The following is a 23,853-nucleotide window of genomic DNA, read 5'->3' as shown; positions in this document are numbered from 1 at the left end:
AACAAATTGGGCTATCCTTAGTCTTGTTCAAAGACTTTAAGGATAGCCCATAGCATTGTTGAAGCAGTCTAAAGATTCTCTGTAGTAAGGGTGAAGCCTTCGATCACGGCATCTTCGTCAACCTCAATCAAAATGCAGCGTCTCCCATGATAATTCACTTGCTTCACATATTTTAAATCCTGCGGGCTGACCGAAATCGTAGCTACCTTTGTATCGATCTTAATCGATTTGGTAGTGAATTTCGGCATTACGCTGCTCGCCTTCATCTCATAATGCTTATCGTCAACGATCGTTTCAAACGCCCGTTCCACTTTTTCCATTGTCACGTTCTCAACGCCACTTACCGTTAGTACACGTTCCAGGTCTCTATAATCGAGCTTTGGAGGTTCTTCCTTATCGTCGTTGGTTTCGATGACCTGATGGATCTCCTCGTACACCTGTGCGAGAGTGGTTGCATCAAGCTGTTCGCCCGCCACTTCCTTCACGATGTCTTCGAATATAGCTCTCTCTTCCAGTGCTGTCATGGATCTTTCGGCATTCAAGACCTCTCCGACAAAATGCGGATCTGGAAAGTTCGATTTCCCCGTACAATACAGAATACGGTTCACATCGGAATAATTGTCCGTCACACTTGGGTAAAAGAAACCTTGCTCCGGTGTGCTTAACTTGACGATCGGATCTACAATGACATTGTACTTGAACTCCCGCTCCACGTAATCAAACAAGAGAGCCTTCCGTTGTTTCTCCGTGGAATTCACGCTGCATAGGATAAAAGGATGCGCGAATAATTCGTTTTTCTCACTTTCCTCGGCTTCATCGTTTCTATCTTTAGTCGGGCGGAAATACTGTCCTCGAACGAAAGTGATCACCGTATCCCGTTCATAATGAGTATCCGCCATCATTCTGTCCACCAACAGTAGCATCAGGTCCTGCCATTCATCTGGATCCCCTGTCACCAAAGCTTGATGAAGCATCACCTGCGCTGGCTCCTCCGCTTCCGCTTGAAACTTCAACTCGAACAATTTCTGATCCAGTTCACCGGTCAGGAGTTTTTTGAAATTGCCCATATACAGCTCCTGCTTCTCTCTGTCCACCATTCCAAATGGCTGGCGCTCCCAATGATAGATTTCGTTGCTTTCCTTCATAATATACACGTTGAGAATATCGTAAATACTCATTAAATCGTGATCCAGCTTAAATTGCTTGCGTATATGCGCGACTTCTTTCTTTATCATGATTCGTTAGACAACTCCTAGGAAGATTAATTGGTCTTTTCAGTATAAAGGATAAAAAAAAGCTTCGCTAGAAGGGGTTTTTAACGTTACTTCATTTCAGTTTTGTTCCAAAGCAATAATACAACGACTTTACGTGATAATACTAGGCGGCTTAATCAGTTGAGACTCACGAATCGCTTGTGGGCGCGATAGTCTTCACTCTCTACTTTTGCAACAATGCTCTCTTGGGTCCAAAAATTATAAAACTGATCGCGGCCAACACCCAGACACCAATACCGCCATAGAGCATCACCAAACCAAAGCCGTGTACAAGCGAGGCATGGACGATAGCTCCAGATGCATCCAGTGAGGATAGTTCTGGAAAACCCTGATTGAGAGACGAAGTGTTTCCGGCCGCTGTTTTTTCGGCCAAAGATCGCAATTGTAAAACATCGACAGTCTCAGGAAAAGCTTTCTTCAAATAAGAAAAGATGCCTTCCTGTAAAATGAAGCCCATTACGGCAATGTTGATGGCTAGACTGATTAATCTGGCACTCATGTCTATGCCGGAAGCCATACCTGCACGAGTACTAGGTACCGAGCCGGTAGTCGTGTTGGTGACAGGCGTGTTGGTTAATCCCAGCCCAATACCAGCCAACAGAGAGCCGGGGAGCATAGTCAACCAGCTGGCGTGATCACCGCTGCTGCCATACTTCATCAAAATGAAGCCCAAGCCGATAACGAATAGACCCAATGGGATAACTATGCGCGGTTGGTAGCGGAGCGAAAATCGCTCTGCCAGAGGCGGAATTACCAGGGTGGGCAGTGCATAAGCCAGAACAGACAACCCGGCACTTACGATGTCGTAATCAAGCCCGCTCTGGAAATAAATTGGAAGATAGATCATGAATGGCCAAAAACTGAAATTCATCCCGACGGAGCCGAGGAGAGCACCAGAAAAATTACGTATCTTGAATACGGAAAAGTCGAACATTGGATGAGCACTGTGCTTCTCCGCAAATAGAAATACTATGAAACTTATTGCCACTGCAACAAGGATGCTGAGGGATGCTGTACCTCTAAAACCAAGTTCCGACCCTTGTGTGATAAAATAGACCAGGCCAAAAACCGTCAACGAAAGCGTGACGATGCCGATAATGTCCAGCTTTTTTGCCTGTGGATCGCTGGACTCCTCCACGCCGCTGAAGACAAGGATCAAAGTAAAAAGGGTCAGCGGGACATGGACCAGAAAAACCCAATGCCAGTTCAATACAGCCACGATCATACCGCCAATGATAGGTCCAAAACCGAGACCGATACCAAACACGATCCCCCATGTGCTAAAGGCTTTGCTGCGTTCTTCTCCTTTCTGAAACCGATGTGAAAGAATGGCTATCTGGCAAATCTGCATCGCGCCAGCACCCACGCCTTGAAGGAACCGGCTGGCGATCAGAACCGATGTGCTTTGCGCCAAGCCACAAATCAAAGATGTAATACCGAACAAGATAAGGCTGATAATAAAAATACGCCTCCTTCCATACCGGTCAGCCAGCGTTCCAACAGCCATCAGAACTGTCGCACAGGCAATGGTGTAGGCGTTCATAATCCATTGCATATCCTTGAGGCTACCGTGCAGTACCTTTTCCAGGGTAGGCAGTATCACAGGCACACTGGAAATTTCGAGGCCAAACATCAATGCGGACAAACATATAGCAGCTAATGTGATTATATTTTTGCGGGAGTGGGAGAGTCTCATTGGGAGTTTCCTCCAGACTCATCAATACGTGCCTGTAAATCTTCTGTACCTACTTTATTTAAATCAAATTTTCTCAATGGTAGCCATCCTCTCTAACTTTCCAAGTGTAGATCATCATTTTGGTGAGAGTCATATTATATAATGTAAATTATTCATTTTACATATTATAATCAATCAATTATGATGATTTAACAAAGTAATTAAAGGAGTTTTAATGAATTACCTTAAATATAAAGGAGGCCATCCAAAGTGGATCATGTAGACAAACAAATTCTCTTCTATCTTCAAAATCAAGCGAGGATTTCAATGACAGAACTGGGGAAATCCGTAGGTCTGTCTCAACCTGCGGTTACGGAACGAGTTAGAAGAATGGAAGAGAAAGGAATCATTGAGGAATATCGCACCATCATCTCCCCTGAAAAAATCGGGAAAAATACGGCAGCCTATATGTTGTTTCGGACTAGAGACTGCCTGGCATTTCTTGACTTTGTCCATGCCTCTCCCCAAGTTGCCGAGTGCCACCGTATAAGTGGAGAACACAGCTATTTATTAAAAGTAGTGACCGAATCTACACATGCTCTTGAAGAGTTTGGCAATCAATGTGATAAGTATGGAACCTATACGATCCTGATTGTTATGTCTTCACCGATAGATCATAGATTTCTCATTCATTCTCTCGAAGAGGCATCTAAAGTTGACTAATGCCAAGCAGAAGGACAACGAGTTTACAGAGAAGTAGCTTTATTAAGAGCGTCTTACAATAAGCAGGAATAAATGTTTAGTTAAAAAAAACGACATCTCTGTCGTTTTAAGGAATACGTATGGTGGCTCGAATCGCTGACCTCCTTTTTTACTACTCATTTATCGCATGCTCTAATGTATAGTCTTCAAGCTGAATATCTACCTGTTGATTCATGGCCAGCTTGGCTAGCTGTTCACCAAGAAAGGGTCCCATCGTTAATCCGGATGATCCTAGTCCATTAGCAACAATTAGTTTATTCCATCCTTGAACCCTGCCCAACACGGGAAGAAAATCTGCTGTAAAAGGACGGAACCCTACTCTTATCTCATTTAGGCTACAATCCGCAAGACCGGAAGCCGTTTGCAGACCTTTATTTAATATTTCTTGCATCCCTCCTGCGGTTACAGCAGTATCATAACCTACGACATCATTTTCGTGAGTAGCACCTACCACGATATTTTGATCCGCAAATGCGAGTATATATTGATCTGTAGGCGGCATTACCACAGGCCATTGCTCTGTACTCGCTTGTTGAGCAAGCTTCAAATGCATAATTTGAGCTTTTTGATAACGCACCTGAAGCATGATCCCAAGCGGATGAAGCAAAGCGTTAGACCAAGCCCCTGCGCACACAATCACTTCATCCGCTGTGAATGTCTGTTCTCCTACACTAACCCCTTTAATTTCATGTTCATTATGTTCTAAAATAGCATCTCCCTCAATCATTTGCGCACCATTACGCTGAGCAGCCCTTAGCAAAGCATCACGTAATTCACGTCCGTTCACTCTTGCTGCACCGGATACATGAAGCGCATGATAGCCTTCCGACAATAAGGGAAACTTCTCTTGCGCTTCAAGATCCGTCAGCATCGTAAGTTCCCCTATTTCAGGGGCGTCCTCTCTGCGCAGCTCCGCTCTTTCTTTCATCGCGAGTAACTTCTTCAAATCCTCATGGATACATATCGCTCCAACTTTTGCGTATCCAGTCTCGGTTTCTCCAGCCTCTTCCAACTCTTGAATAAGTGCCGGATAAAAGCTTGCTCCCGCTTTAGCAAGACGATACCATGCTTTGTTTCTGCGTTGAGACAACCATGGACAAATAATCCCTGCTGCTGCATCCGTTGCTTGTCCAACATCCTTACGATCTATAATGATGACCTCAGCACCTAACTTACTTAGCTGATAAGCTGCTGAAGCCCCTAATATGCCTGCACCAATTACAATAACCTTGTTCATATTCGAAGTCCCTTCAGTTATTCATTTTTTTAATCATTCACTACTTACCCATTGTATCTTAAATTTGACATTTATAATGAATTATCGTACTATAAATATCACTCAGTTAAAAGTACTTTAATTGGAGTACTAAAATAAAAGTGTTATTCAGAAGAAAGAAGGAATACAGTTGAAGTTTTCACAGTTTTTGAAGTCCAAAGGGGCCATTGGTTCTATTTTTATGGGTGTGTTCTATGCCATTGCGATGCTTGGTATTTTCTTACCAGGGTATACAGCACTTCCAGGGAACATGGATGATTTAAAAATTGCTATTGTCAATGATGATGCAGGTCAATATGGGGCTCAGATTTCGAGTCAGTTCTCGGAGAGCTTACCATTCAAAACGATAAAAACCAATGTATCGAATAAAAAAGCGATGGATGAATTAGAACATAATAAGTTAGCTCTAGTTGTCCATATTCCAGAAGAATTTTCAGCCAACGTTCAAAGCGGTAAGGTATCCGCAAGTATTGATTTCACAGTCAACGAAGCTTCTGCCACCATGGTATCTTCAGCCATGTCTTCCGTGGTAGGAGAAATTAACAAACAATTAAGCGCGAACTTCTCAGAGCAAACCGCAAAAGGTGTGTTAATGAACTTTAACGTACCAGAAGAACAAGCCACCGCAATGGCTACACAAATTGAAAATAGCTATGTCGGGAATTATGTTGTCATCAATGATGTTCCGGACGGCATGCACAACAACATGTTACCTATGTTCTTAACTATGGCTGGTTATGTTGGGGCAATGATTGCCTCCATGCAATTAGTTGCTTCTTTTAAAGCGAACCGCGGGAAAGCAAGCAAGACAAAACTGTTTATGTTCGTTCAATTCACAGCTTTATTAATCGCTGTATTATCAACAGTCGTTGCTTTAACCATTGCCTTCTCTGTTGCAGATGTAGACCTATCCTTACTGTTACCAGTTGCTGCTCAACAAATTCTAATGTATATGGCTGCATTCAACGTGTGTGCGATTATGGTCTTCCTAGTTGGCGAAGGCGGTATGGTCTTAAATATTCCAATCCTGCTCATGCAAACCATCGCCAATGGTGCTACCATGCCTCGTGATATGATGTATACACCATACGATTGGTTCGGCCGCATCACCCCGATGTATTATTCTGTGCAAGCTTATTTGGCACAAATGTTTGGTTCTATTAGTCCAGCACCCTTCTTATGGGGATTAGCAGGCGTATTTGCCGGGGCTATGATGATTAACATTGTAATCGTCCGGTTTGTTCATAAACCTGTACCTGTGACTAAAGAAACTATACTGCCCGTTGAAGTTAAAAATACAGCTGAAATAACCGCCTAGGTTTGGTAAGATAGAGTTTAGCCAACAATTAGGAGTGGGTTCTGTGATGTCAATTCAAATTTATATCTTAAGTAAGTTAATGGATGAAAATAATTATCCTTATAAATTAAAAAAAGAACTATCCACCCCTATTCCTTTTGATAAATTGCTCAATCTATCTGAAAGCAAACTATATTATCACTTTGAATCTCTTACGAAACAGGGCTTAGTTGAACAGGTAGAGATTATCAAAGAAGAACATCGTCCAGACAAACAGGTGTTTTCCATTACCGATAAAGGGCGCAAGCAGCTCCCGCTCAAAATTTATAAGGTAATAGAAGATGCAGAATCTATTTCAGATATGATTGTCGCTCTTGTGAATCTTCGTTTTGTAGAGACTGATAAAGTGATCCCAATTATCGAGAAGAAAATTGAACAGTCACTTATAAAAAAAGATCAATTAAATCAAATCTACCAGCAAATAGATGTAGATAGCTCCACTCGTGAAAGTGTAGATTTCATGGAAAGCTACTACGCTTCTCAACTTGAGCAATCTATACACTGGTGGAAAGTTCTTTTAGAAAAGCTGAAAACGAAAACGATATAAAAAAGAATGCCTTGGATTATAGCATAATCAAGGCATTCTTTTTTTATTTCCAGCACCAATCAACAATAGCTTTTTTCAGTTATTCACTTTTAATCAATAAATATAAAAAGTATGGAGCACCGATTAAAGCCACGATTACTCCTGCTGGTATTTCAGTATTGGCTACTACCATTTTACCAAGCGCATCTGCAATAACAACTAATCCGCCACCGATTAATAAACACGCGGGAATCATTATTTTATGGCCACGAAAGAGTCGTCTAACTAAATGTGGAACTACTAGTCCTACAAATCCAATGCTCCCACTGACAGCAACCGCTGGTGCTGCCAATAAGACACTACACACTAAAAACCAAACACGATACTTATTTAGAGATACCCCTAAACTAATGACTACAGGATCGTTAAGCCTTAGTACATCCAATATAAGATGATTCCGAATTAATAAAGGCACAATAAGAAGTAACCAAGGCAGCATAGCATACACGTGACTCCAATTACTATTCCCTATGTTCCCTGCCAGCCACACCTTAATCATCTGATATTGCGAAGGATCTAGTACGAAGGTTAACACAATCATAAATGCACTAATCGCAGCCGCAACAGCAATACCAGTATAAATTAATCGAATGGGAATAATGCCTTGATTGCGATCATAGGAAAGCATAAATAATAGAGCGACAACGATAAATCCGCCCAATAAAGCATACAGTGGCTGAACATAAGTATGTAAGCCGGTTGAGCTATTTTGTAAGAGTAAAAATAACATCATGGATAATCCAGCACCAGCATTTATCCCCAGTATGCCCGGGTCGGCCAAAGCATTTCGGCTTATAGCTTGCAGCAGCATTCCTGCTATTGCCAACGCGCCACCTACTAGAAAACCCAAGATCATACGTGGAATACGGAACTGAAAAAGTACAAGCTCCTGCCTCGGTGTTCCATTTCCCAATACGGTTTGCCATAACTCTTGTAAGCTTAAGCTGCTTTGACCAGTAGATACACTATATATAAAGCCTAGCAGTAAAATGATTGCTATAATTATAAATTTCCATCTTAGCTTCACTATAGTTCCCGCCTTTCTTTACGTGCCAAATATAGAAAGAACGGAACACCAATAACCGCAATTACAGCACCTACAGGGATTTCATAAGGGGCATTTACGATACGTGCCACTAAATCAGCAAGCACAACAAGGATGGCTCCCAGAATTGCGGATAATGGAATAATATAACGATAATCCACACCCACTATGTAACGTACCAAATGCGGAGCAATTAAGCCCACAAAGCTTACAGATCCGGCTAAAGCACATGAAATCCCAGCTAACATAAATGCGGCTAAAAGCGAAAGATTTTTGATAAGTTTTATATTAACGCCTAACCCTTCCGCTGTCTCATCCCCTACAGAAAGTATAGTAATCGACTTTGAAATTACGATGGCAAGTAATAGCGCAAGAAGCATCCACGGCAACATTTGCTGTAGATGGGCCATGCTAATGCCACTTAAACCTCCTCCATACCAAAAAGCCACCTGCTGAGCCACTGAAAAAAAGATACTTATTCCTTCACTTAGGGCAGTTAGCATAGCAGAGATGGCAGCACCCGCCAATACAAGCCGAATAGGCGTCATGCCTCGTTTACTTAATAAACCAACACTAAAGACTAAACCCGCTCCCAATCCCGCACCTAGAATACAGAGCCAAAGTGTACCTGTGAATGAAATCGTCGGCAGGAAAACCATAGCAATAACTAACGTGACCCCTGCCCCAGCATTTAATCCAAGAATCCCCGAATCGGCTAAAGGATTGCGACTAATCCCTTGAATAATCGCTCCACTTACTGCAAATCCAGCGCCTGTTGCCATAGCGGCAAGTACCCGGGGTAAACGAATCGACTGGATCACCTGATGAGTAGACGCCTTATCATCAAAAGCGATGATCGACATGAATACATCTGCGAAGGGTATTTTTTTCGCGCCAAGGGCCAGAGCAAGCACTAATACGCCTATTAATAGGAGGAGCATGAGGATTAGCAATAATAAAAAGGAGAACTTTTTTTCTCCTGCTAGTGATGATTTCTGAACATTTGCGGCCAATGTTTCCAACCCTTTCCCTTCACTTTACAAAAAGAGCCAGCCAAGGGCCAGCTCAGATGCAAACGAATATGATTTCTATCTAACTTAAGTCAGAGGATGTGGTAAGCAAAAATTTGACGGCCCGACTAATCGCACCCGAGATTACGCTCACATGCTCCTCTTGCTCAAGCAATGCCCAGCTTACTTCAAAGCTTGGAAGGTGTAAGGCCATCATGCTGTTACATAAATCCAAGCTATCCTTGACCATATAATCCAGCTCTTCCCCACCGGCAATCATAAGCGTTTTAGGTAACTGACTTAGCGTATTGCTGTGTAAATCAGCTTTAAAATTCTCATACTCCTTTAAAAGTGCGTAATCATTCCACCAGATGGAAGCACTGCTTGCAATATAATGTGAGAACAAGGTGGGTTGTGTAAACAAAGCATGCAGAACAAATAATCCGCCAAAGGAATGACCAAACAATGCTTGCTTCTGCTTATTGATAACGAACCGCTGGGCAATGGCTGGCATTAACTCTTTTTCAAAAAAAGCTAGCAGCTCATCTGCCCCGCCAAATTCAGGCCAAGGCTCCCCGTTGGGACGTTTCGGTAAATTCGCGAGCTCGGCTGGCATGGTTAAATCATAGGTTCGACGCACGGTATCAAACGCCTCACCTCCAGGATAACCAATGCCAACAACAATCGCGGGTGGATAGCCTTTAGGCTTACGCGTCAGCAATCGGGTGATTTCAGCAGCGGTTTCAAAAAGCCCATTGCCGTCAAGAACATAAATGACGCCGTAGCCATCTTTTGCAGACTCATCCAACGGTTTTGCAATAAAGATTTCATAGTCCTTATGATTAGCTTTACTCGTGATCAACATCGTTTCATAGTTTGGTTTTACGTACGGTTTGATAATCATGGCAGCAGGAACGCTACAATATCGTCCATCGTTTTTTGATAAGCAATTAATCCACTGGATCTCCAGTGATCGCCATCCACCTCGAACACTTTACCTGCTTGAACTGCAGGCAGCGCCTTCCATAAAGGACTAGCTTTAATGTCTGCCAGGAAAGCATCTCCCAGACCATCATTATCGTTAATAAAGATATAATCAGCGTCTAAATCAGACAACATTTCCAGCGAAATATCAGCAGACATTTCACCTTCTACAAGAGCACTTTGAGCAAAGCCTAGCTCACTCAGCACATAACCCCCGTAATGGAAGTTACCCACTAAAAAGATTGCACGGGCATTCGCATTAATATAAATTGCTTTTTTACCCGCAGAAACGCTGGCTAACTGTGCTTTAGTTGCTTCTAGCTTTGTATCGTAAGCAGCAATAGCTTCTGTTGCTTTATCCTCTAAACCTAGCAATTTTGCAATCGTTTCTGTGGCCTCCACTACATTGCCGAGTGCATTCTTAAACACGTAAGTTGGAGCAATTTGCGAGTAGTTTTCATAAACACCATTTTGTGCATAAAAAGCAGTGGGGAATATAATTAATTCCGGCTCCAAATCTACTACAGATTCTGGAGAGGGAACACCATTAGCGAAGCTGATTTCTTTTACACCACTTAACGTATCCTGTAGATACTGCTGCGGTCTTTCACCCGTGGACCATTGGGCTACTGGGGTTACACCAAGGGTAACTAAGTAATCCTCTAGACCAGGGGCATACACCTTTTGTACAGTCCCCGGAATGTTTACTGTATTGCCTACTTGGTCTGTTACTACAAACGCATCTCTAGCCGCTACTTCCGGTTCTTGTAAAGCGGGTTCATCCGTTGCAGTTGCACTCGTTTCACTGGTTGTTACTGGAGTATCTGTTGCTTGCTGATTAGCTGTATTATTGCCGCCGCAAGCTGTTAGTAGAATGGATAATAAACCAACCATTACAACATAACTTATTGTTTTTGTATTAAACCCCTTCATGATAGACCTTCCCTCTTTCCTATATTCTCAATAATAATCATTCTCAGTATTGAGTGTATAAGAGATAGGACGCATTGACCATGTAACATCTTATGATTAGACATGTACATTTTCAAGGTATCATCATTACTGCAACTTCCTCTAGCATCCGCTTTAAAGCTACAGGCGAATATTCAAACCAAGGATCGGAGTGAATAACATAGATTTGTTGCTGCTTAATAGCCTCTAACTGTCTGAACCCAACCTCTCTCTGCAAATGATGCCATGTTGCTCGTGACTCATCATCGGGGCAGATAATCGTAAACAGCTTATCTACCTTCAATTTACCTAATTCATCAAAAGTAATCTCAGTATTATATAGACCGGGCTGCTCATAACTAGATTCCGCTCCCAAATCCTGAAATAAAAGATGCTGAATGCCTGTATTACAATAAGCAAAGATTTGCTGCTGATAGATACGTATAACTAGAACTTTAGGTGGTGTAGAGGTCCAGTCTAACCTGCGCCGAACGTCTTCCAATCTTGCCCTATACTGTGTGATCCACTGTTTCGCTTCTTCTTGTTTATTTAGTCGGGCAGCAAGTTCAGTTAAGGCTACTAAACAATCTTGCTTATCATCCAGCCAATAGATTGGAAAATGATCCTCTATCCGTTTTACCAGCTCTGACGACAAATCTTTGGGAGAAATAAGAAGATCAATTGGCAAATGCAATAGCTCATTGGGGCTGCAATAATTTTTGTTTTGTGTCAAGGTTACCTTATGCTCGATTTCTTGCGCCCACAAATTATAGTAGTACGGTGTCCACTTTGCACTTAAGGGTGCAGCAAACGGAATGACTCCTGCCGCATGTAAATACCCCATCATGTTCCCAGTTACAACACCGATATGAGATTTTTGCTGGCTGGAATACATCGTTGGCGAGATCCCTTCAACCTTTTTGAACACTCGGCTAAAATAAAACTCATCACTATATCCAACCGCTTCTGCTATAAACTTCAAGCGAACGTCTTCCTTTTGCAATAATTGTTTAGCCTTTTGAATCCGCAGCTGGGTAACAAACTCCATTGGACTTTGTATATATTCCTGTTTAAACGCCGAGGAAAAATAACTGGAACTAAGTCCAGAAAGATTAGCTAAATGTGCTAAAGACAAGTGCTTCGTGAAATTCTCTTCTATATATTTTCTAACCTCGCTTAAATCCGTCTTTTGCGATTGTTTTTGCATGCTGTCACCTCTTTACTGCTTATATAAATGCACTTAACTCTTTATTCATTCATTAATTGATAATCATTATCAATTATACTTTTGTTTTTGGGGGGTGGCAATGGTTGGGGAACGTTCTATAAAAGTGTGCTCAAAAAGAAGACGCTCAGGGGACTAATCCCCTCGCGTCTTCTGTGTGTAACTATAGGTTGCTGCTGCCCAGAGTAAGTCTTTTATTTTGAATCTACAGCCGGAGCCGGAGCCGGAGCTGCAACTGCTGCGCCATTCTTTTGCGAGTTCTCCTTCACTTGACCTTGCTCTAAAGGCTGAACAGGAGCACCAATGTTAAAGCTATCAATGATTTTCCCTAGTGTAGCTTGGTCAAAGTCTACTTGGGAATACAACTCTACTGTATAGCCATCCTCTTCCCAAATCACAATTCCATTTGCATAATAAACCTTAGTCCCGTTAATTACTTCTGTCTTCACTTCTTCCGTAGTGCTGATCCCATTGTCCCCGCCCTTGGAGATTAGAAAATTCACAGCATTCTCACCGGAATTATACTGCACTTCAACCATGCTGGTCCCCTGAAGAACACAATTCACAAACTCATAGTCTCCCATCCAATCGGGTGCCGGGAAGTTCATGCCAAGTGCTGCACGTGCTTCATCTAGGCTCAACTTAGCTGCAACCGGCAATTCAATGACCGCATTCTCCCCACCTTGGGCATCTTCAGATGGAGTCATTGACTGTGCAGCCGAAGGGATTTCCTTATCGTATTGCGTGATTTCTAGATTTCCCACTTCAAACTTTGCCATGATCGATTGGAACATATCCTGTGCATAGGAGGTTGCAGAGAATGCTCCACCCAGACAAATTACTGCACTGCCAATCACTATTGCATTTCTCCAGCTGCTTTTTTTCATCGTTATCCCGTCCTTTATCTCTGATTGGGGGCTAAGAGCCCCATGGTCCAATTTGTATATCAAGCGGTTATAGATTCTTTCTTTGGCGGTAGTGCTGCCCTGTTCGGCATTCTCAAGCAGTTCTATGGTTTTGCTGAATTTGGTGAGATCATCTTTCTTATTCATTTTTGAACCCTCCTGCCTTTAAGGAAATATGCAGTTTTTTCAAGCTTCTATATACTACGACACCGATATTGGACTCACTAACTCCCATGATCTGTGCAATTTCGGAATTTTTCAGCCCAGCCCCATATTTCATTGCAATGATATTCCGCTCCTTCTCACGCAGCTTGGAGAGCGCCTTGAACAGTGCCTGATTATTATCCTCACGGATCGCCAGCTCCTCAGGAGACGGCTTGGGAAATATAAGTTCCAGCAACGAATCCAGTGAGGTATAGCTTCTTTTCTTCTGCGCCCGAAAGTAGTCCGTCACAGCATTTCTTACAATGGCAAACAGCCACACCTCAAAATTCGATTTTTCTTGTGAAAAACTATAATACTTACACATCACCGTCTCAAACACCTGACTGCATATGTCCTCTGCCGCGTGGTGGTTATTAATCCGATAACAGATATATTTGTAAACACGTTGGTAGTACGTATCATACATCCGGGTAAATTCCTCTTTGGACATGATAGCTTCACGTGATCTTTCGGTATTCATGTAACGCTCCACTTTACCCTGGATAACCTCCATCTCCACCCTCCTTCCACTCACCTTCATCGAAAAGCTAAACAAATTGCGCAATTTGTTGTGAAGAAACTTACATATGTTAATACGGAGAAACGCCTAAACCATTAACAAATCTTTTGATATAATCGTGGGATGGCAAGAAACCATCATACAACTTATAGTTCACCAAATGGAGACTGGGGACCTTTTTCAACGTTGGTTCATGAGATTAACAATCACAACACAAAAAACGCAACCCCGAAAGGCTGCGTTAATGTTAACCCCTAACTTCCTGTTCTCCCTAATCTAATTAGTTATTTTTGCAGGTGCAAGCTTTAGTAATTCCACGGTTAGCCGCTGCTCCGCTTCCTCATCAATACGATACCCATCAGCTTCTAAGCGTTCAATTTGCCGATCCAAGAAATAAACCGTATTTAAAATCTCAGTAGCACCCAGTACAGATAAGACGGGTTTTAATGCATATTCAATCGCTAGAAGATGGCCTAACGAACCCCCAATAGCAATAGGTACAATTCGCTTACCAACCAGCGCTTTTTGCGGAAGGAGATCTAAATAGGTCTTCAAGATTCCCGTATAGGAGGCTTTATAGATAGGCGTTAATACGGCGACAATATCCGCTTCTTCCACTAGCGCATTGGCCCGCAGAATCGCCTCACTGGCGAAATTGGCCGTAAGCAAATCGTCCGCTGGTAACTCATGTACATAGATCGAATGATGCCAAATCCCCTCTTGCGTTAGAAATCTTTCAACCTGCTGATGAATAGCTGTTAATCGAGATTTTCTAGTATTTCCTCCATTAATAATGACTACTTTACTCATTACACATTCCCTCCTGTACTCGCACCGGTTAGTGCTTTTTCAAGTGTTGTTACAACAGGTACAGATAGCCCTAAATTTCCTCGAAGCGTATAACTCTCATATTCAGTACGGAATAAGCCTCTACGCTGTAATTCAGGAATCACTAATTCAACAATATCGTTAAAGCCCTCCGGGAAATGGGGAGGCATCACATTAAATCCATCTGCACCATCGTTTAAGAACCATTCTTCTAATTGATCTACGATTTGTTCAGGGGTTCCAACGATTTCCCGGTGTCCGCGTGCTCCAGCGATACGCTCATAGATTGCACGAATAGATTGCAGATTCTCACGTTTGGCGATATCACGAATAATGTTGTAGCGGATCCGCGGATTGGTGTCATCTTCAATTGAACTGAATTCCGGAAGTGGTTCTTCGACATCATACCCTGACAGATCAATGTTAGTGAAAGACGACAAATACGATAATCCTACTTCAGGTAAAATATAGCTGTTTAATTGCTGCTGCTTCAACAAAGCTTCTTCCTCTGTTTTCGCTACAGTAATAAACACACCCGGCATGATCTTCAAGTCCTCCGGTTTACGTCCATATTTAGCCAACCGCCCTTTCACATCACGATAAAAGGTTTGCGCTTCTTCAAGCGTCTGCCATGCTGTAAAAATAACCTCTGCGGTCTTCGCGGCTAACTCTTTTCCAGATTCAGACGATCCGGCCTGAACAATCACGGGATGCCCTTGTGGTGTGGTTGATGAATCCAGTGAACCCTGTACCTTAAACCAAGCTCCCTGATGATCAACAGGATGTACCTTTTCTACATCTAAATACCGACCTTGCTCCTTGTCGATGACCAGCGCCTCAGACTCAATAGACAACCAGAGTTGTTTGACAACCTCCACAAATTCCTCAGCACGTTCATAGCGGGACGCATGCTGCAAATGTTTATCTTTACCAAACAGGAGAGCTTCACCCTCATTGGCTGATGTTACTACATTCCAGGCGGCACGCCCATTGGACAAATGATCAATCGCTGCGAATTTACGCGCTACATGGTATGGATCGTTATAGGTAGTAGTCAAGGTCGCCGTTAGCCCGATATGCTTAGTCACTGCTGCAAGTGCTGAGATAATAATAACGGGATCTAGCTTTAATGATGATTGTGCATTTCCGGACAGCTTTTGACCTAATACATCTGCAAAAAATATCATATCGAACTTGCCGCGCTCAGCCGTTTGTGCAATCTCCGTTAAATACTCCAAATCAAATGCCCGACTTGCCCCTGAAGAAGGATGACGCCAGCTTGCTACATGATGACCGGGTAGATTAATGAATGCCCCTAATTTCATTTGTTTTTTTGTCATGTTAACCACTCCCTATTGTTTGATTTTCTATTAAGGAAATCCGTACACAAAGGCGGGCGCTCACGCTCCTACAGTTCCAAACTTCCCCTCTGCCACTCTCCCTTATTAGATTGTTTTAGATTCAACTCATATATAAAATTATTTAACAAAAGGATTAAATTCGTTCGTATATAACTCTTCCGGTTTCACTTGGCCTTCCTTTAGCTCCCCATTTGCCACAAGCCAATCAATCCAGACATCGTATTCCGAGGGTGTGATCACACCGCCTTTTTCAGAGATGCCCGTACTCTTCCAAAACTTAAGATTATCTGTGGTTTCCTTTCGTTCACGCTTATTAATAATTTCCTCGAATCGTTTAATTACATCCTCCCTAGGTGTCGTTCGGGCCCATTCAATGGCTTTTGCAACTCCATCTACAAATTGCCTGACGGTATTCGGATTATCCTTGATATACTGATCTGTAAAGAAATAATCACCCGCTGTAAACTCTGTGCCAAACACATCAATATCCTTAAAAATTTCTGCGACCCCACCTGTTGTTAAAGCCCGATCCCGGGCAATCCCGCTTAACATAACCACATCGATCTGATGATTTCGCAGAATCTGTTCTGCACTAGAACTTGGAACTGTCACTAAGGTTACTTGTTCAATTTCCTTTTCGCTCAAGTTGCCTTGGCGTAAATAATCTTTAATGACGAATTCCGAATGGGCACCAAGAATATTCACCCCTACTTTTTTACCAATAAAATCTTTAGCCGACTTTATAGCTCCCTCCTCAAGGGCATATGCACCTACATACGTATTTTTATCACTGCCGTAGGAGCCAATGACCGACTTTATTTTTACATTCTTGGCGTAGGATTTAATAATGGCTCCATTGAATGCTGCACCAAAGTCAATTTGTTTCGTCGCGGTTAACTGAATACTTTCCGGACCACCCACGCTGTCACCTATAGACTCTAGCTTCAAATCTCCTAGGTAACCTAAATCGGCGGCCAGCTCTGGGAAAGAGACACTTCCAGGTGCAGACTGATATTGCAGGATCTGATCTTCTCCACTTTTGGCGGAGGACTTCCCCTCTGAGCAGCCAGATAAAATACCACTAACCAAGCCTACAAGTATAAGCAGTGCTACTGTTTTGTTCATCTCGCTTCTCCTTTTCCAAATGAATTGTATTTTTCTGAGCTACAGTTCCAAACTTCCCTCCGCCACTCTTCCTTTTTAGATTGTTTTAAGTGTAATTAATTCAATTTGTTTAGTTGGTATTATTCCGAAAAAATATCATTCAAAATCATCCTTCTATTCATTCACCGGTTGCTTCCATTTAGAAAATTTACGCTCGAGCATGGTCAAGCCTTGGTTGATTAGCAAACCCAACAAAGCAATGGTTAATATACCGGTGTACATTTGAGGGATCTGAAAGTTATATTGAGAATAAGTGATTAAATAGCCTAAGCCTTCTTTTGCCCCTACCATTTCTGCAGCAATCAACACTAATATCGCCCCTGTTCCTGCCATTCGAATCCCTGTAAAAATAGTTGGCACGGATGCCGGCAAAATCACCTTTAGAAATAACTTAAACGACTTAATATTCATGGATTTGGCCGCTTTTATAAGCAAGGGATCAACGTTACCTACAGCAGCAATCGTATTTAGAAGAATAGGCCATGTGCAAGCAAATAAGACGATTGTAATCTTAGAGGTTTCACCAATCCCTAACAGCAGCATAAATACCGGAAGTAAAGCGAGCGCAGCCGTATTTCGGAACAATTCCAACACTGGATTTAACAGCTCTCGGGCCAATGGATACCAGCCAATCAGTAATCCTAACGGGATCGCAATCACTAACGCTAATGCAAATCCACTGAACGAGCGAATGATACTCGCTAAGAAATGAGTGAATAGCTCACCTGAGACAATCAAATTCCATAAGGCGGTGATTACCTCAGAAATAGGTGGGAAAAATGCTGCGTCAACTAAGCCCGCCCGTGGTGCGATTTCCCATAGTAAGAACAATAAGACTAAAACAATAGACTGTTTAAACACTTTAAGCACGCCGGAAAAAGAAATAGGATTTCGTTTCTTTAGCTGTAACGTTGAATGAACAGACTTAACGGATTCGATGGGAATCCCCCCCTTTATAGATTAAATATATGCACCTTTGTATTCAGGTTCATGCAGATAACCCCATACCTCATGTCGAGCCTTCACAAAATCAGGATGTGAGCGAATATCCGCATCTTCCAATCGTGATTGAAGCGGAATATCTACAATCTTCCTCACCGTCCCGGGCCCTGGTGTCAGGACGACTACCCTCTCCCCAAGATAAACGGCCTCATCAATGCCATGCGTAATAAATATGATGGTTTTTTGGGTCTTCTGCCAAATCCGTAAAAGCTCACTTTGCAGGGATTCACGTGTTTGGGCGTCCAGTGCGGCAAAAGGCTCATCCATTAACAAGACGTCCGGGTTAAAGGCAAGACTTCTGGCAATGGCTACACGCTGCTTCATCCCTCCGGAAAGCTCATGTGGATAACGGTCTCCGAAATCACTAAGCCCAACTAACGAAAGAAAATGTCCAACCTGTTCGCTACGTTCATGCTTCGGGATCCCCTTTGCCTCTAACCCAAATTCAATATTGCCACGCGCGGTCTTCCACGGAAATAAAGCATACTGCTGAAACACAATACCTCGATCAAGGCCTGGACCTGTTATTGGGTGACCATCTATTAAAATGCGACCCTGTGTTGGGGATGATAAACCACTAATCAAATCAAGCAAAGTTGACTTACCGCACCCGCTTGGCCCCACTATCGTTATGAATTCACCTTTTCTTACGGAAAAGTCCAACTCTTTTACCGCCGTGAATTGCTGCGTTCCCTCCTTTTGCTTAGAATCTCGGACACTGAACGTTTTGGTGACACTCTCAAATCTGATTTTTTCAGCAGCAGCCATTGACTTCACCTCTGTTAGTTATTATTACGGGAAAGTGATTGTTCGCCAAAAAGACTCAGATGACAACGACTAGCGTTTGTCCCCTGAGCCTCTGGTTGAACCAGTCAGCATATTCCGTTTCGTACTCACGATCACTAAAATTTAAACATCAATAATTTGTATTAATCTGATGGGATTACTATATTTTAATCCGCTGGGGTTGTCAACAATAAATTCATAATTATGGAATTAACTAAACAAACCTTACTTCATGTTCACTAACCTTAAATATTCCGAACTTCAACAACCTTTCCCAAGTCCACATACTGCTCATGATCCAACTTCACCTTCACTCTGCCCCTTCGGCGTTTCTCACGCCATTCACGAAGATCTCCCTCCGTTTCTAAGCGAAGCTCCGCGATTTCCAACGCACGATCCAGAATATATTTACTCGTATAGAGCACCGTTTGTATTCTTTGACCACCTAGCATGATAGGAGACGTAATTGCTTTCCATTCCTCGACCGTAAATCGTACATACAGATCTTCTTCAGTACCCGGGCGACAAGGAACCTCTTTAATCTCATTACGCCGCAGCACCTTCCAATCCGCTACTTTCCCTACCCAGTGAATCCCCGTTTTTGCAGGATCAATGAACTTTTTACGGGATTGGCACATCGCTACGTATTCAATTTGCGTTAGGATCTTCTGGTTTGCAAGATTCCTTAACGGCATATGATAAAAAGCTTTCCGCAGCGCCACCTCCACTTGTTCGGGTCCCCGGACAGAACCAACAAGCACATTTTTACCCGCGAGTTGGTTGGCATAGTATTCTTTCGTGCCGCGTGGACGAGTCGAGCGTTCATAAGCTTTTTCCGGACTATCCTGAATAATCTCATCCAAGAATCGCTCCACTAGGCTTGTAGAATTCGGTAGGAATGGCAAAGCGCCAATATTCAATAGCTCGATGCTTTTGTAGAATCGGTGGGTCTTATACCGCTCCTCATCCGGGTAGGGGAATAAAACATAGGCGCCAAACATGCTTCGCTCATATTCTTCCGATCCCTTCTCCTGATACACAATGGCATCCCGATAACGGTGCATGGTGTTGATGTCATCCTCTTCAGGACCAGGCTGCCTATAAGTGCGGTGATAGGAAGTCCCTTCATAAGCCGGATTTAATCGGTATTTCGCATCAAAAACATACTTATACTCTTTGATTTTGCCAGCATCCTTCTTCTTCAGTGTCAGCACATTATCCGGACGCTGATTGAGCGTCGGTGCCTTATCCGAGTTAGGAACCGCATTATAATACAGGATGAACTGCTCTCCGTTAACTGGATTCTCGTACACCATCTTAGCGCTCTGCGAGCGGTCAAGGGTAACAAAAATACCATTCCGATTCACCTTAATAATATCCTGCTTCACCAGCTTATACTTCTGACCCAGAAGCTGATTCAACTTGAGGAAGCACCAGTATTCATAGAGCTGCGCGACATCCTTCATAGACAGGCGCAGCAGATCACCTTGGATCGACAAGCCTTTGAGCAGCATTAGATAACAGCGATAGACCTCGCGGTATCCAGGGGCCATCTGCAGCACCAGTGTAACGGACATCTGCCTCAGTACTCCAGCCTCACGCAAAAAATCCATCTTGAGCACCCGCTCTAGTTGAGTGAGCATGTTGTCTAACCTTTTTATAAGTAATGGATCTGGGGTTCGGTTTTTAATCTTCCAGCGACCCTTGAGCTCTTTCAGCTTTCCATGAATGCGTTCCAGCATCCAGCGGATGAACCGGTTCTCATTAGTATCATAGGCGAGGCGTCTTCGTGTCTCCATTAAATGTGTGGCTGTGTAATTTCGGCTGCCGATGGTCAAGAATCCATGGTTCATGTCTTCTCTTAATCGTTCGGGATGCTTCGCGAGCTCGCGGATGTTCTCTCTTCCTGCCTTTTTGACCCGATTGGCATCCACTAGTCGGCAGTCCTGAAGCAGAGCGTAATGGGGATTCTTGTTAATCCGCTCAACCGCATCCAGAAGCTGTCTAAATACATGCTGAAGTATGGTAAAAAACTCCGTCAAGCTCTGATGCTGCGTCTCCCGCAAGCCTGTTAGTTGGTAGGTTTTGCGCGAAAAATCAAAGGCCAAATTATAAATCTGCTCATTCACTTCATTTAAAATATTCTGGTAATCCAGCTTGTAATCCATTTTAGAGGGGAAGATCTCCATCTCTACCCGCAGCAAAGCCTGTCCCGAACTGCGGATCTCCCATTCCGTCAAACCGACCTCATTCCCAAAGTTCAGCACACCCGCAAGAATAGACTCCCCTAGGGGCTTAATTGCCTGCCGAAGCAGCACATTGTCATGATAAAAAGAGAGGTTAGCAGCGGTCTTCCTCTGAATCACCAGCTCATACGACTGTGTCTCATAAAAACAAGGAAAGACCGACTCCCCCGGCTGCCAGTCCACCATCCCGTGAGCTTCAGGAGAAAACACTTTAATCTGAACATTACCAAGCCGTTCGGAGCATGTAATCCCAAACTGAGCATTTACCCACTCCTGACTAGAAGAACGATGAAGCTGCAAGGTCTCCACAGTAGGATGATATGGCCTTCCTTGAAGAAAAAGCGTAAAAAGCTCCGTTTCTACACGGAGCAATTCTACCGCCTGATTAAGAGAGCCAGTATGAGGTGAATCCATCTTCTTCCAGCCTCCTAAGCATAAAAGCCAATTTACGCGCACTTTGTGGATGTTTGGCCGTAGGTGGAGTTTGTCCAGCAGCCCATTTCAGGTAGAGTGGAGAAGCATCATTGTCCATAAGATCTTCAATATTTACCGTCACACCAGATCCTGTACCAATAGCCCCTTTCATCAAGTTCAACAATACCCGGCGAACCGAAGAATGGCTCCCTTGAATGCGCGGCAGTATCTTTTGCAGCAGTTGCCAGTCAAAAGCTTCTTCCTCATTCATCAGCTTGTACCGTTCGTTATAGATCATATAGAAGCAAATCGCATCCCGCACCCGAAAACCGACATGAGCGTGAATATCCTCAAGCAAGGCATTGATCTTAACCAATCTCTCTGTCGTCCGGACAACTAGCTCTTTGTTGGCATCATAGGCATCCACTAGCTGCAAATAATCGGAGCGCAGAAAAAGATGGTTCAGTTCGGCAAGATCAGCGGGATCTTCCGTCTCTTCCTGCTCACTCATGTCCGGATACTGCTGCAGATTGATGTAATTGAACTCCAGTGTGTTAGCTCGGTCCAGTACCTTTTTGCTAAAAGGATGTGTCGTTTCGTCCATGTTCACAGTCCCGATCAAGAACACATTCTCCGGGACACCTAGGCTGCCAAACTTCACTTGATCCTCAGACGTATCCAGCATGGTAGAAGATATGAGATCCTGAGTCTGGATCTTCCCCTCCCGCCAGTCCTGCGTTTCCAGCACACTTAACAGGTCACTGAAGTAATGCTCTACCCGCGCCAGATTCATCTCATCCATACAGATAAAATATGGCTTATGTCCATTCTCCGGCTTCCGCGCCTCTACTAATACTTCCGTAAGTGGACCCGGTTTGAACCTGCCCGAAAGATCCTTGTACCCCAGCAGATCCGCAGGATCACTCCAATCCGGCCGCACTGGGATCAAGGTAAACTGTCCGTTATTCCCCGTTGCACCAAGAGCTTCTGCAAAAAGCTTCACCAACCGAGTCTTCCCTGTTCCGGATATGCCTGCCAGAATGACAAAAGGCTTAGTCTTTAGCGAGAGGTAAAAATTCTCGATAAGGTGCTCAGGGAAGAAGAAACCTTTGCGACGGATGTGGGATTGGATTTGTTGGAGGATAGAGGGGATTTCGGCGTCGTCAATTGGCTCAGGTACCGATTCCATATACTCTGTCACTGGCTCTACCTCCAAGGTGCTTGCCGTTTCATTAAGTATGTGATTTTCAACATAGATTCGATAATCTTCCATTACGTTCTGTAGATCCTGTATCAATTTCTCATCCGACGGCACTTTACCACGTTCATATTTTATATAAGCGACTGTAGATGCCTGATAATCATTCCCTCGACCGTGGCCCAGGAGCTGAATGTTTTCGTCCTTATTCATATTTGCGAGAGGAATGAGCTCACGTATTTCTTGGGTTTTATTGCGTAGATAGGCATACTTATCCTTGCTACCCTTCTCCTTCGGAGCAGTTGTTACTCCTTGGGCAAGTGTTAGATACACGGCACTCATATTTTCGGCAAAAAGATAGACGACATATTCACCGCTTTGAGTGGTTCTAGTAATGCGTTTATCTAATATAGAAAACCAAGGCACATCGGCCCATTTCCCCTGTCCAATGGAGCCTTGAATCTTATAGTACTCCTCATTCAGGAAAGGCAAAGCCCTTAATTCAGCAGGAATCGTCTTTCTCAATAAAGTGCCCAATAAATGATCTTTAAAGGGTTCTCTTTTGGCCTGACCATATTGGGCCATAATATTCTCCAGATGATTTTTCAGCGAAAAATGTTGCATTGCAGTATTATACTTATGTATTTCTTCTTTTGCTAGGTTCTCCAACTGGTGTAGGCCAGACTCGCCGAGTTGATACTTTACCTCCGGGTAAAAACCAATTGAATTATCTTCTGTATCAACAAATATAACCTCTGAAAGAATTTTAACTGGTGTCGTTAATATAGAATTCAGCTGCCCTTTCGTTATCTCATTCCATCGGGCGTGATAGCGAGTAGGTGTCTCATCTACTCTATGCCCAAGATCTTGTTGCTGCATATAGTAATTAAGAAATCGATTCTTCACTTTATCATAAGAAACTCTCTCTTGATCAGTAGTCTTCAGCTCTTCAATTAAAGATAAGATGAGCACCATCTTGTATGATTTTTGTTTTCTTCTAAAAATTTGAGTAATAGATTCTGGTAATGACATGTTGATCCCCCAATAGGAATGAATGAGTACAGTAATTTCTTAATACAT

The 23,853-nt window shown here is 43.2% G+C and carries 20 protein-coding genes; 3 read left to right on the top strand and 17 right to left on the bottom strand.

Annotated features, from left to right (window positions below; all coding sequences use genetic code 11):
* Nucleotides 1-68: 68 nt before the first annotated feature.
* Together MHI25_RS04020 and MHI25_RS04015 are read right to left on the bottom strand one after the other, a co-directional pair.
* Nucleotides 69-1,235, bottom strand: a complete 1,167-nt coding sequence (locus tag MHI25_RS04020) for a DUF4317 domain-containing protein (protein ID WP_076185135.1) — start codon at nucleotides 1,233-1,235, stop codon at nucleotides 69-71.
* Between the two features lie 202 nt (nucleotides 1,236-1,437).
* Complete coding sequence (locus MHI25_RS04015; RefSeq protein ID WP_076128539.1) at nucleotides 1,438-2,970, bottom strand: MFS transporter; 1,533 nt, start codon at nucleotides 2,968-2,970, stop codon at nucleotides 1,438-1,440.
* Nucleotides 2,971-3,219: 249 nt separating this feature from the next.
* On the opposite strand from MHI25_RS04015, the gene MHI25_RS04010 reads away from it, so the two are divergent.
* Nucleotides 3,220-3,672 (top strand): Lrp/AsnC family transcriptional regulator, encoded by a 453-nt coding sequence (locus tag MHI25_RS04010; protein WP_076128537.1) that lies wholly within the window; start codon nucleotides 3,220-3,222, stop codon nucleotides 3,670-3,672.
* A gap of 151 nt (nucleotides 3,673-3,823) precedes the next feature.
* On the opposite strand, the gene MHI25_RS04005 is transcribed toward MHI25_RS04010, so the two are convergent.
* The gene (locus MHI25_RS04005) at nucleotides 3,824-4,948 is read right to left on the bottom strand and encodes an FAD-binding oxidoreductase (protein ID WP_340395013.1); all 1,125 of its coding nucleotides are present in this window, start codon (nucleotides 4,946-4,948) and stop codon (nucleotides 3,824-3,826) included.
* A 169-nt stretch (nucleotides 4,949-5,117) separates the two neighbouring features.
* Between MHI25_RS04005 and MHI25_RS04000 the strand changes: the two genes are divergently transcribed.
* Both MHI25_RS04000 and MHI25_RS03995 read left to right on the top strand, forming a co-directional pair.
* Entirely contained in the window at nucleotides 5,118-6,305 is a 1,188-nt protein-coding gene (locus MHI25_RS04000) for an ABC transporter permease (RefSeq protein ID WP_076219489.1), read from the top strand.
* A 46-nt stretch (nucleotides 6,306-6,351) separates the two neighbouring features.
* Nucleotides 6,352-6,891 carry a helix-turn-helix transcriptional regulator gene (locus tag MHI25_RS03995; RefSeq protein ID WP_076128531.1) on the top strand — a complete coding sequence of 180 codons (540 nt, stop codon included), beginning with the start codon at nucleotides 6,352-6,354 and terminating at the stop codon, nucleotides 6,889-6,891.
* A 79-nt stretch (nucleotides 6,892-6,970) separates the two neighbouring features.
* On the opposite strand, the gene MHI25_RS03990 is transcribed toward MHI25_RS03995, so the two are convergent.
* The 14 genes from MHI25_RS03990 to MHI25_RS03925 all read right to left on the bottom strand — a co-directional run bounded on the left by MHI25_RS03990 (nucleotide 6,971) and on the right by MHI25_RS03925 (nucleotide 23,805).
* Nucleotides 6,971-7,957 carry an iron ABC transporter permease gene (locus MHI25_RS03990; protein ID WP_162164281.1) on the bottom strand — a complete coding sequence of 329 codons (987 nt, stop codon included), beginning with the start codon at nucleotides 7,955-7,957 and terminating at the stop codon, nucleotides 6,971-6,973.
* Entirely contained in the window at nucleotides 7,957-8,997 is a 1,041-nt protein-coding gene (locus MHI25_RS03985) for an iron ABC transporter permease (RefSeq protein ID WP_340395012.1), read from the bottom strand. The genes MHI25_RS03990 and MHI25_RS03985 overlap by 1 nt, the downstream gene beginning before the upstream one ends.
* Nucleotides 8,998-9,067: 70 nt before the next feature.
* On the bottom strand, nucleotides 9,068-9,889 hold the full coding sequence (locus MHI25_RS03980; protein WP_340393331.1) for an alpha/beta hydrolase-fold protein: 822 nt from the start codon (nucleotides 9,887-9,889) through the stop codon (nucleotides 9,068-9,070).
* Nucleotides 9,886-10,902 (bottom strand): ABC transporter substrate-binding protein, encoded by a 1,017-nt coding sequence (locus tag MHI25_RS03975; RefSeq protein ID WP_340395011.1) that lies wholly within the window; start codon nucleotides 10,900-10,902, stop codon nucleotides 9,886-9,888. The genes MHI25_RS03980 and MHI25_RS03975 overlap by 4 nt, the downstream gene beginning before the upstream one ends.
* 112 nt (nucleotides 10,903-11,014) lie before the next feature.
* On the bottom strand, nucleotides 11,015-12,127 hold the full coding sequence (locus MHI25_RS03970; protein WP_340395010.1) for a helix-turn-helix domain-containing protein: 1,113 nt from the start codon (nucleotides 12,125-12,127) through the stop codon (nucleotides 11,015-11,017).
* 212 nt (nucleotides 12,128-12,339) lie between these two features.
* Complete coding sequence (locus MHI25_RS03965) at nucleotides 12,340-13,197, bottom strand: hypothetical protein (protein WP_340395009.1); 858 nt, start codon at nucleotides 13,195-13,197, stop codon at nucleotides 12,340-12,342.
* Nucleotides 13,190-13,768 (bottom strand): sigma-70 family RNA polymerase sigma factor, encoded by a 579-nt coding sequence (locus MHI25_RS03960; RefSeq protein WP_081383426.1) that lies wholly within the window; start codon nucleotides 13,766-13,768, stop codon nucleotides 13,190-13,192. The genes MHI25_RS03965 and MHI25_RS03960 overlap by 8 nt, the downstream gene beginning before the upstream one ends.
* Before the next feature lie 282 nt (nucleotides 13,769-14,050).
* Nucleotides 14,051-14,584 carry an NADPH-dependent FMN reductase gene (gene ssuE / locus MHI25_RS03955; RefSeq protein WP_312148557.1) on the bottom strand — a complete coding sequence of 178 codons (534 nt, stop codon included), beginning with the start codon at nucleotides 14,582-14,584 and terminating at the stop codon, nucleotides 14,051-14,053.
* On the bottom strand, nucleotides 14,584-15,942 hold the full coding sequence (locus MHI25_RS03950) for an LLM class flavin-dependent oxidoreductase (protein ID WP_340395008.1): 1,359 nt from the start codon (nucleotides 15,940-15,942) through the stop codon (nucleotides 14,584-14,586). The genes ssuE and MHI25_RS03950 overlap by 1 nt, the downstream gene beginning before the upstream one ends.
* Nucleotides 15,943-16,080: 138 nt before the next feature.
* Complete coding sequence (locus MHI25_RS03945; protein ID WP_340395007.1) at nucleotides 16,081-17,088, bottom strand: ABC transporter substrate-binding protein; 1,008 nt, start codon at nucleotides 17,086-17,088, stop codon at nucleotides 16,081-16,083.
* A gap of 153 nt (nucleotides 17,089-17,241) precedes the next feature.
* Nucleotides 17,242-18,012 carry an ABC transporter permease gene (locus MHI25_RS03940; RefSeq protein ID WP_340395656.1) on the bottom strand — a complete coding sequence of 257 codons (771 nt, stop codon included), beginning with the start codon at nucleotides 18,010-18,012 and terminating at the stop codon, nucleotides 17,242-17,244.
* Between the two features lie 75 nt (nucleotides 18,013-18,087).
* Entirely contained in the window at nucleotides 18,088-18,897 is an 810-nt protein-coding gene (locus MHI25_RS03935; protein ID WP_081387204.1) for an ABC transporter ATP-binding protein, read from the bottom strand.
* Nucleotides 18,898-19,160: 263 nt separating this feature from the next.
* Complete coding sequence (locus tag MHI25_RS03930) at nucleotides 19,161-21,575, bottom strand: restriction endonuclease-like protein (RefSeq protein WP_340395006.1); 2,415 nt, start codon at nucleotides 21,573-21,575, stop codon at nucleotides 19,161-19,163.
* Nucleotides 21,547-23,805: a DUF3578 domain-containing protein gene (locus MHI25_RS03925; protein WP_340395005.1), complete on the bottom strand. Its 2,259-nt coding sequence runs from the start codon at nucleotides 23,803-23,805 to the stop codon at nucleotides 21,547-21,549. Before MHI25_RS03925 ends, MHI25_RS03930 begins: the two co-directional genes overlap by 29 nt.
* Between the last annotated feature and the right edge of the window lie 48 nt (nucleotides 23,806-23,853).

It is taken from the genome of Paenibacillus sp. FSL E2-0177, assembly GCF_037992975.1.
Taxonomy (GTDB): domain Bacteria; phylum Bacillota; class Bacilli; order Paenibacillales; family Paenibacillaceae; genus Paenibacillus_AQ; species Paenibacillus_AQ odorifer.
The sequence above is the reverse complement of the archived record's forward strand: the minus strand, read 5'-3'. Positions and strand labels throughout refer to the sequence as shown.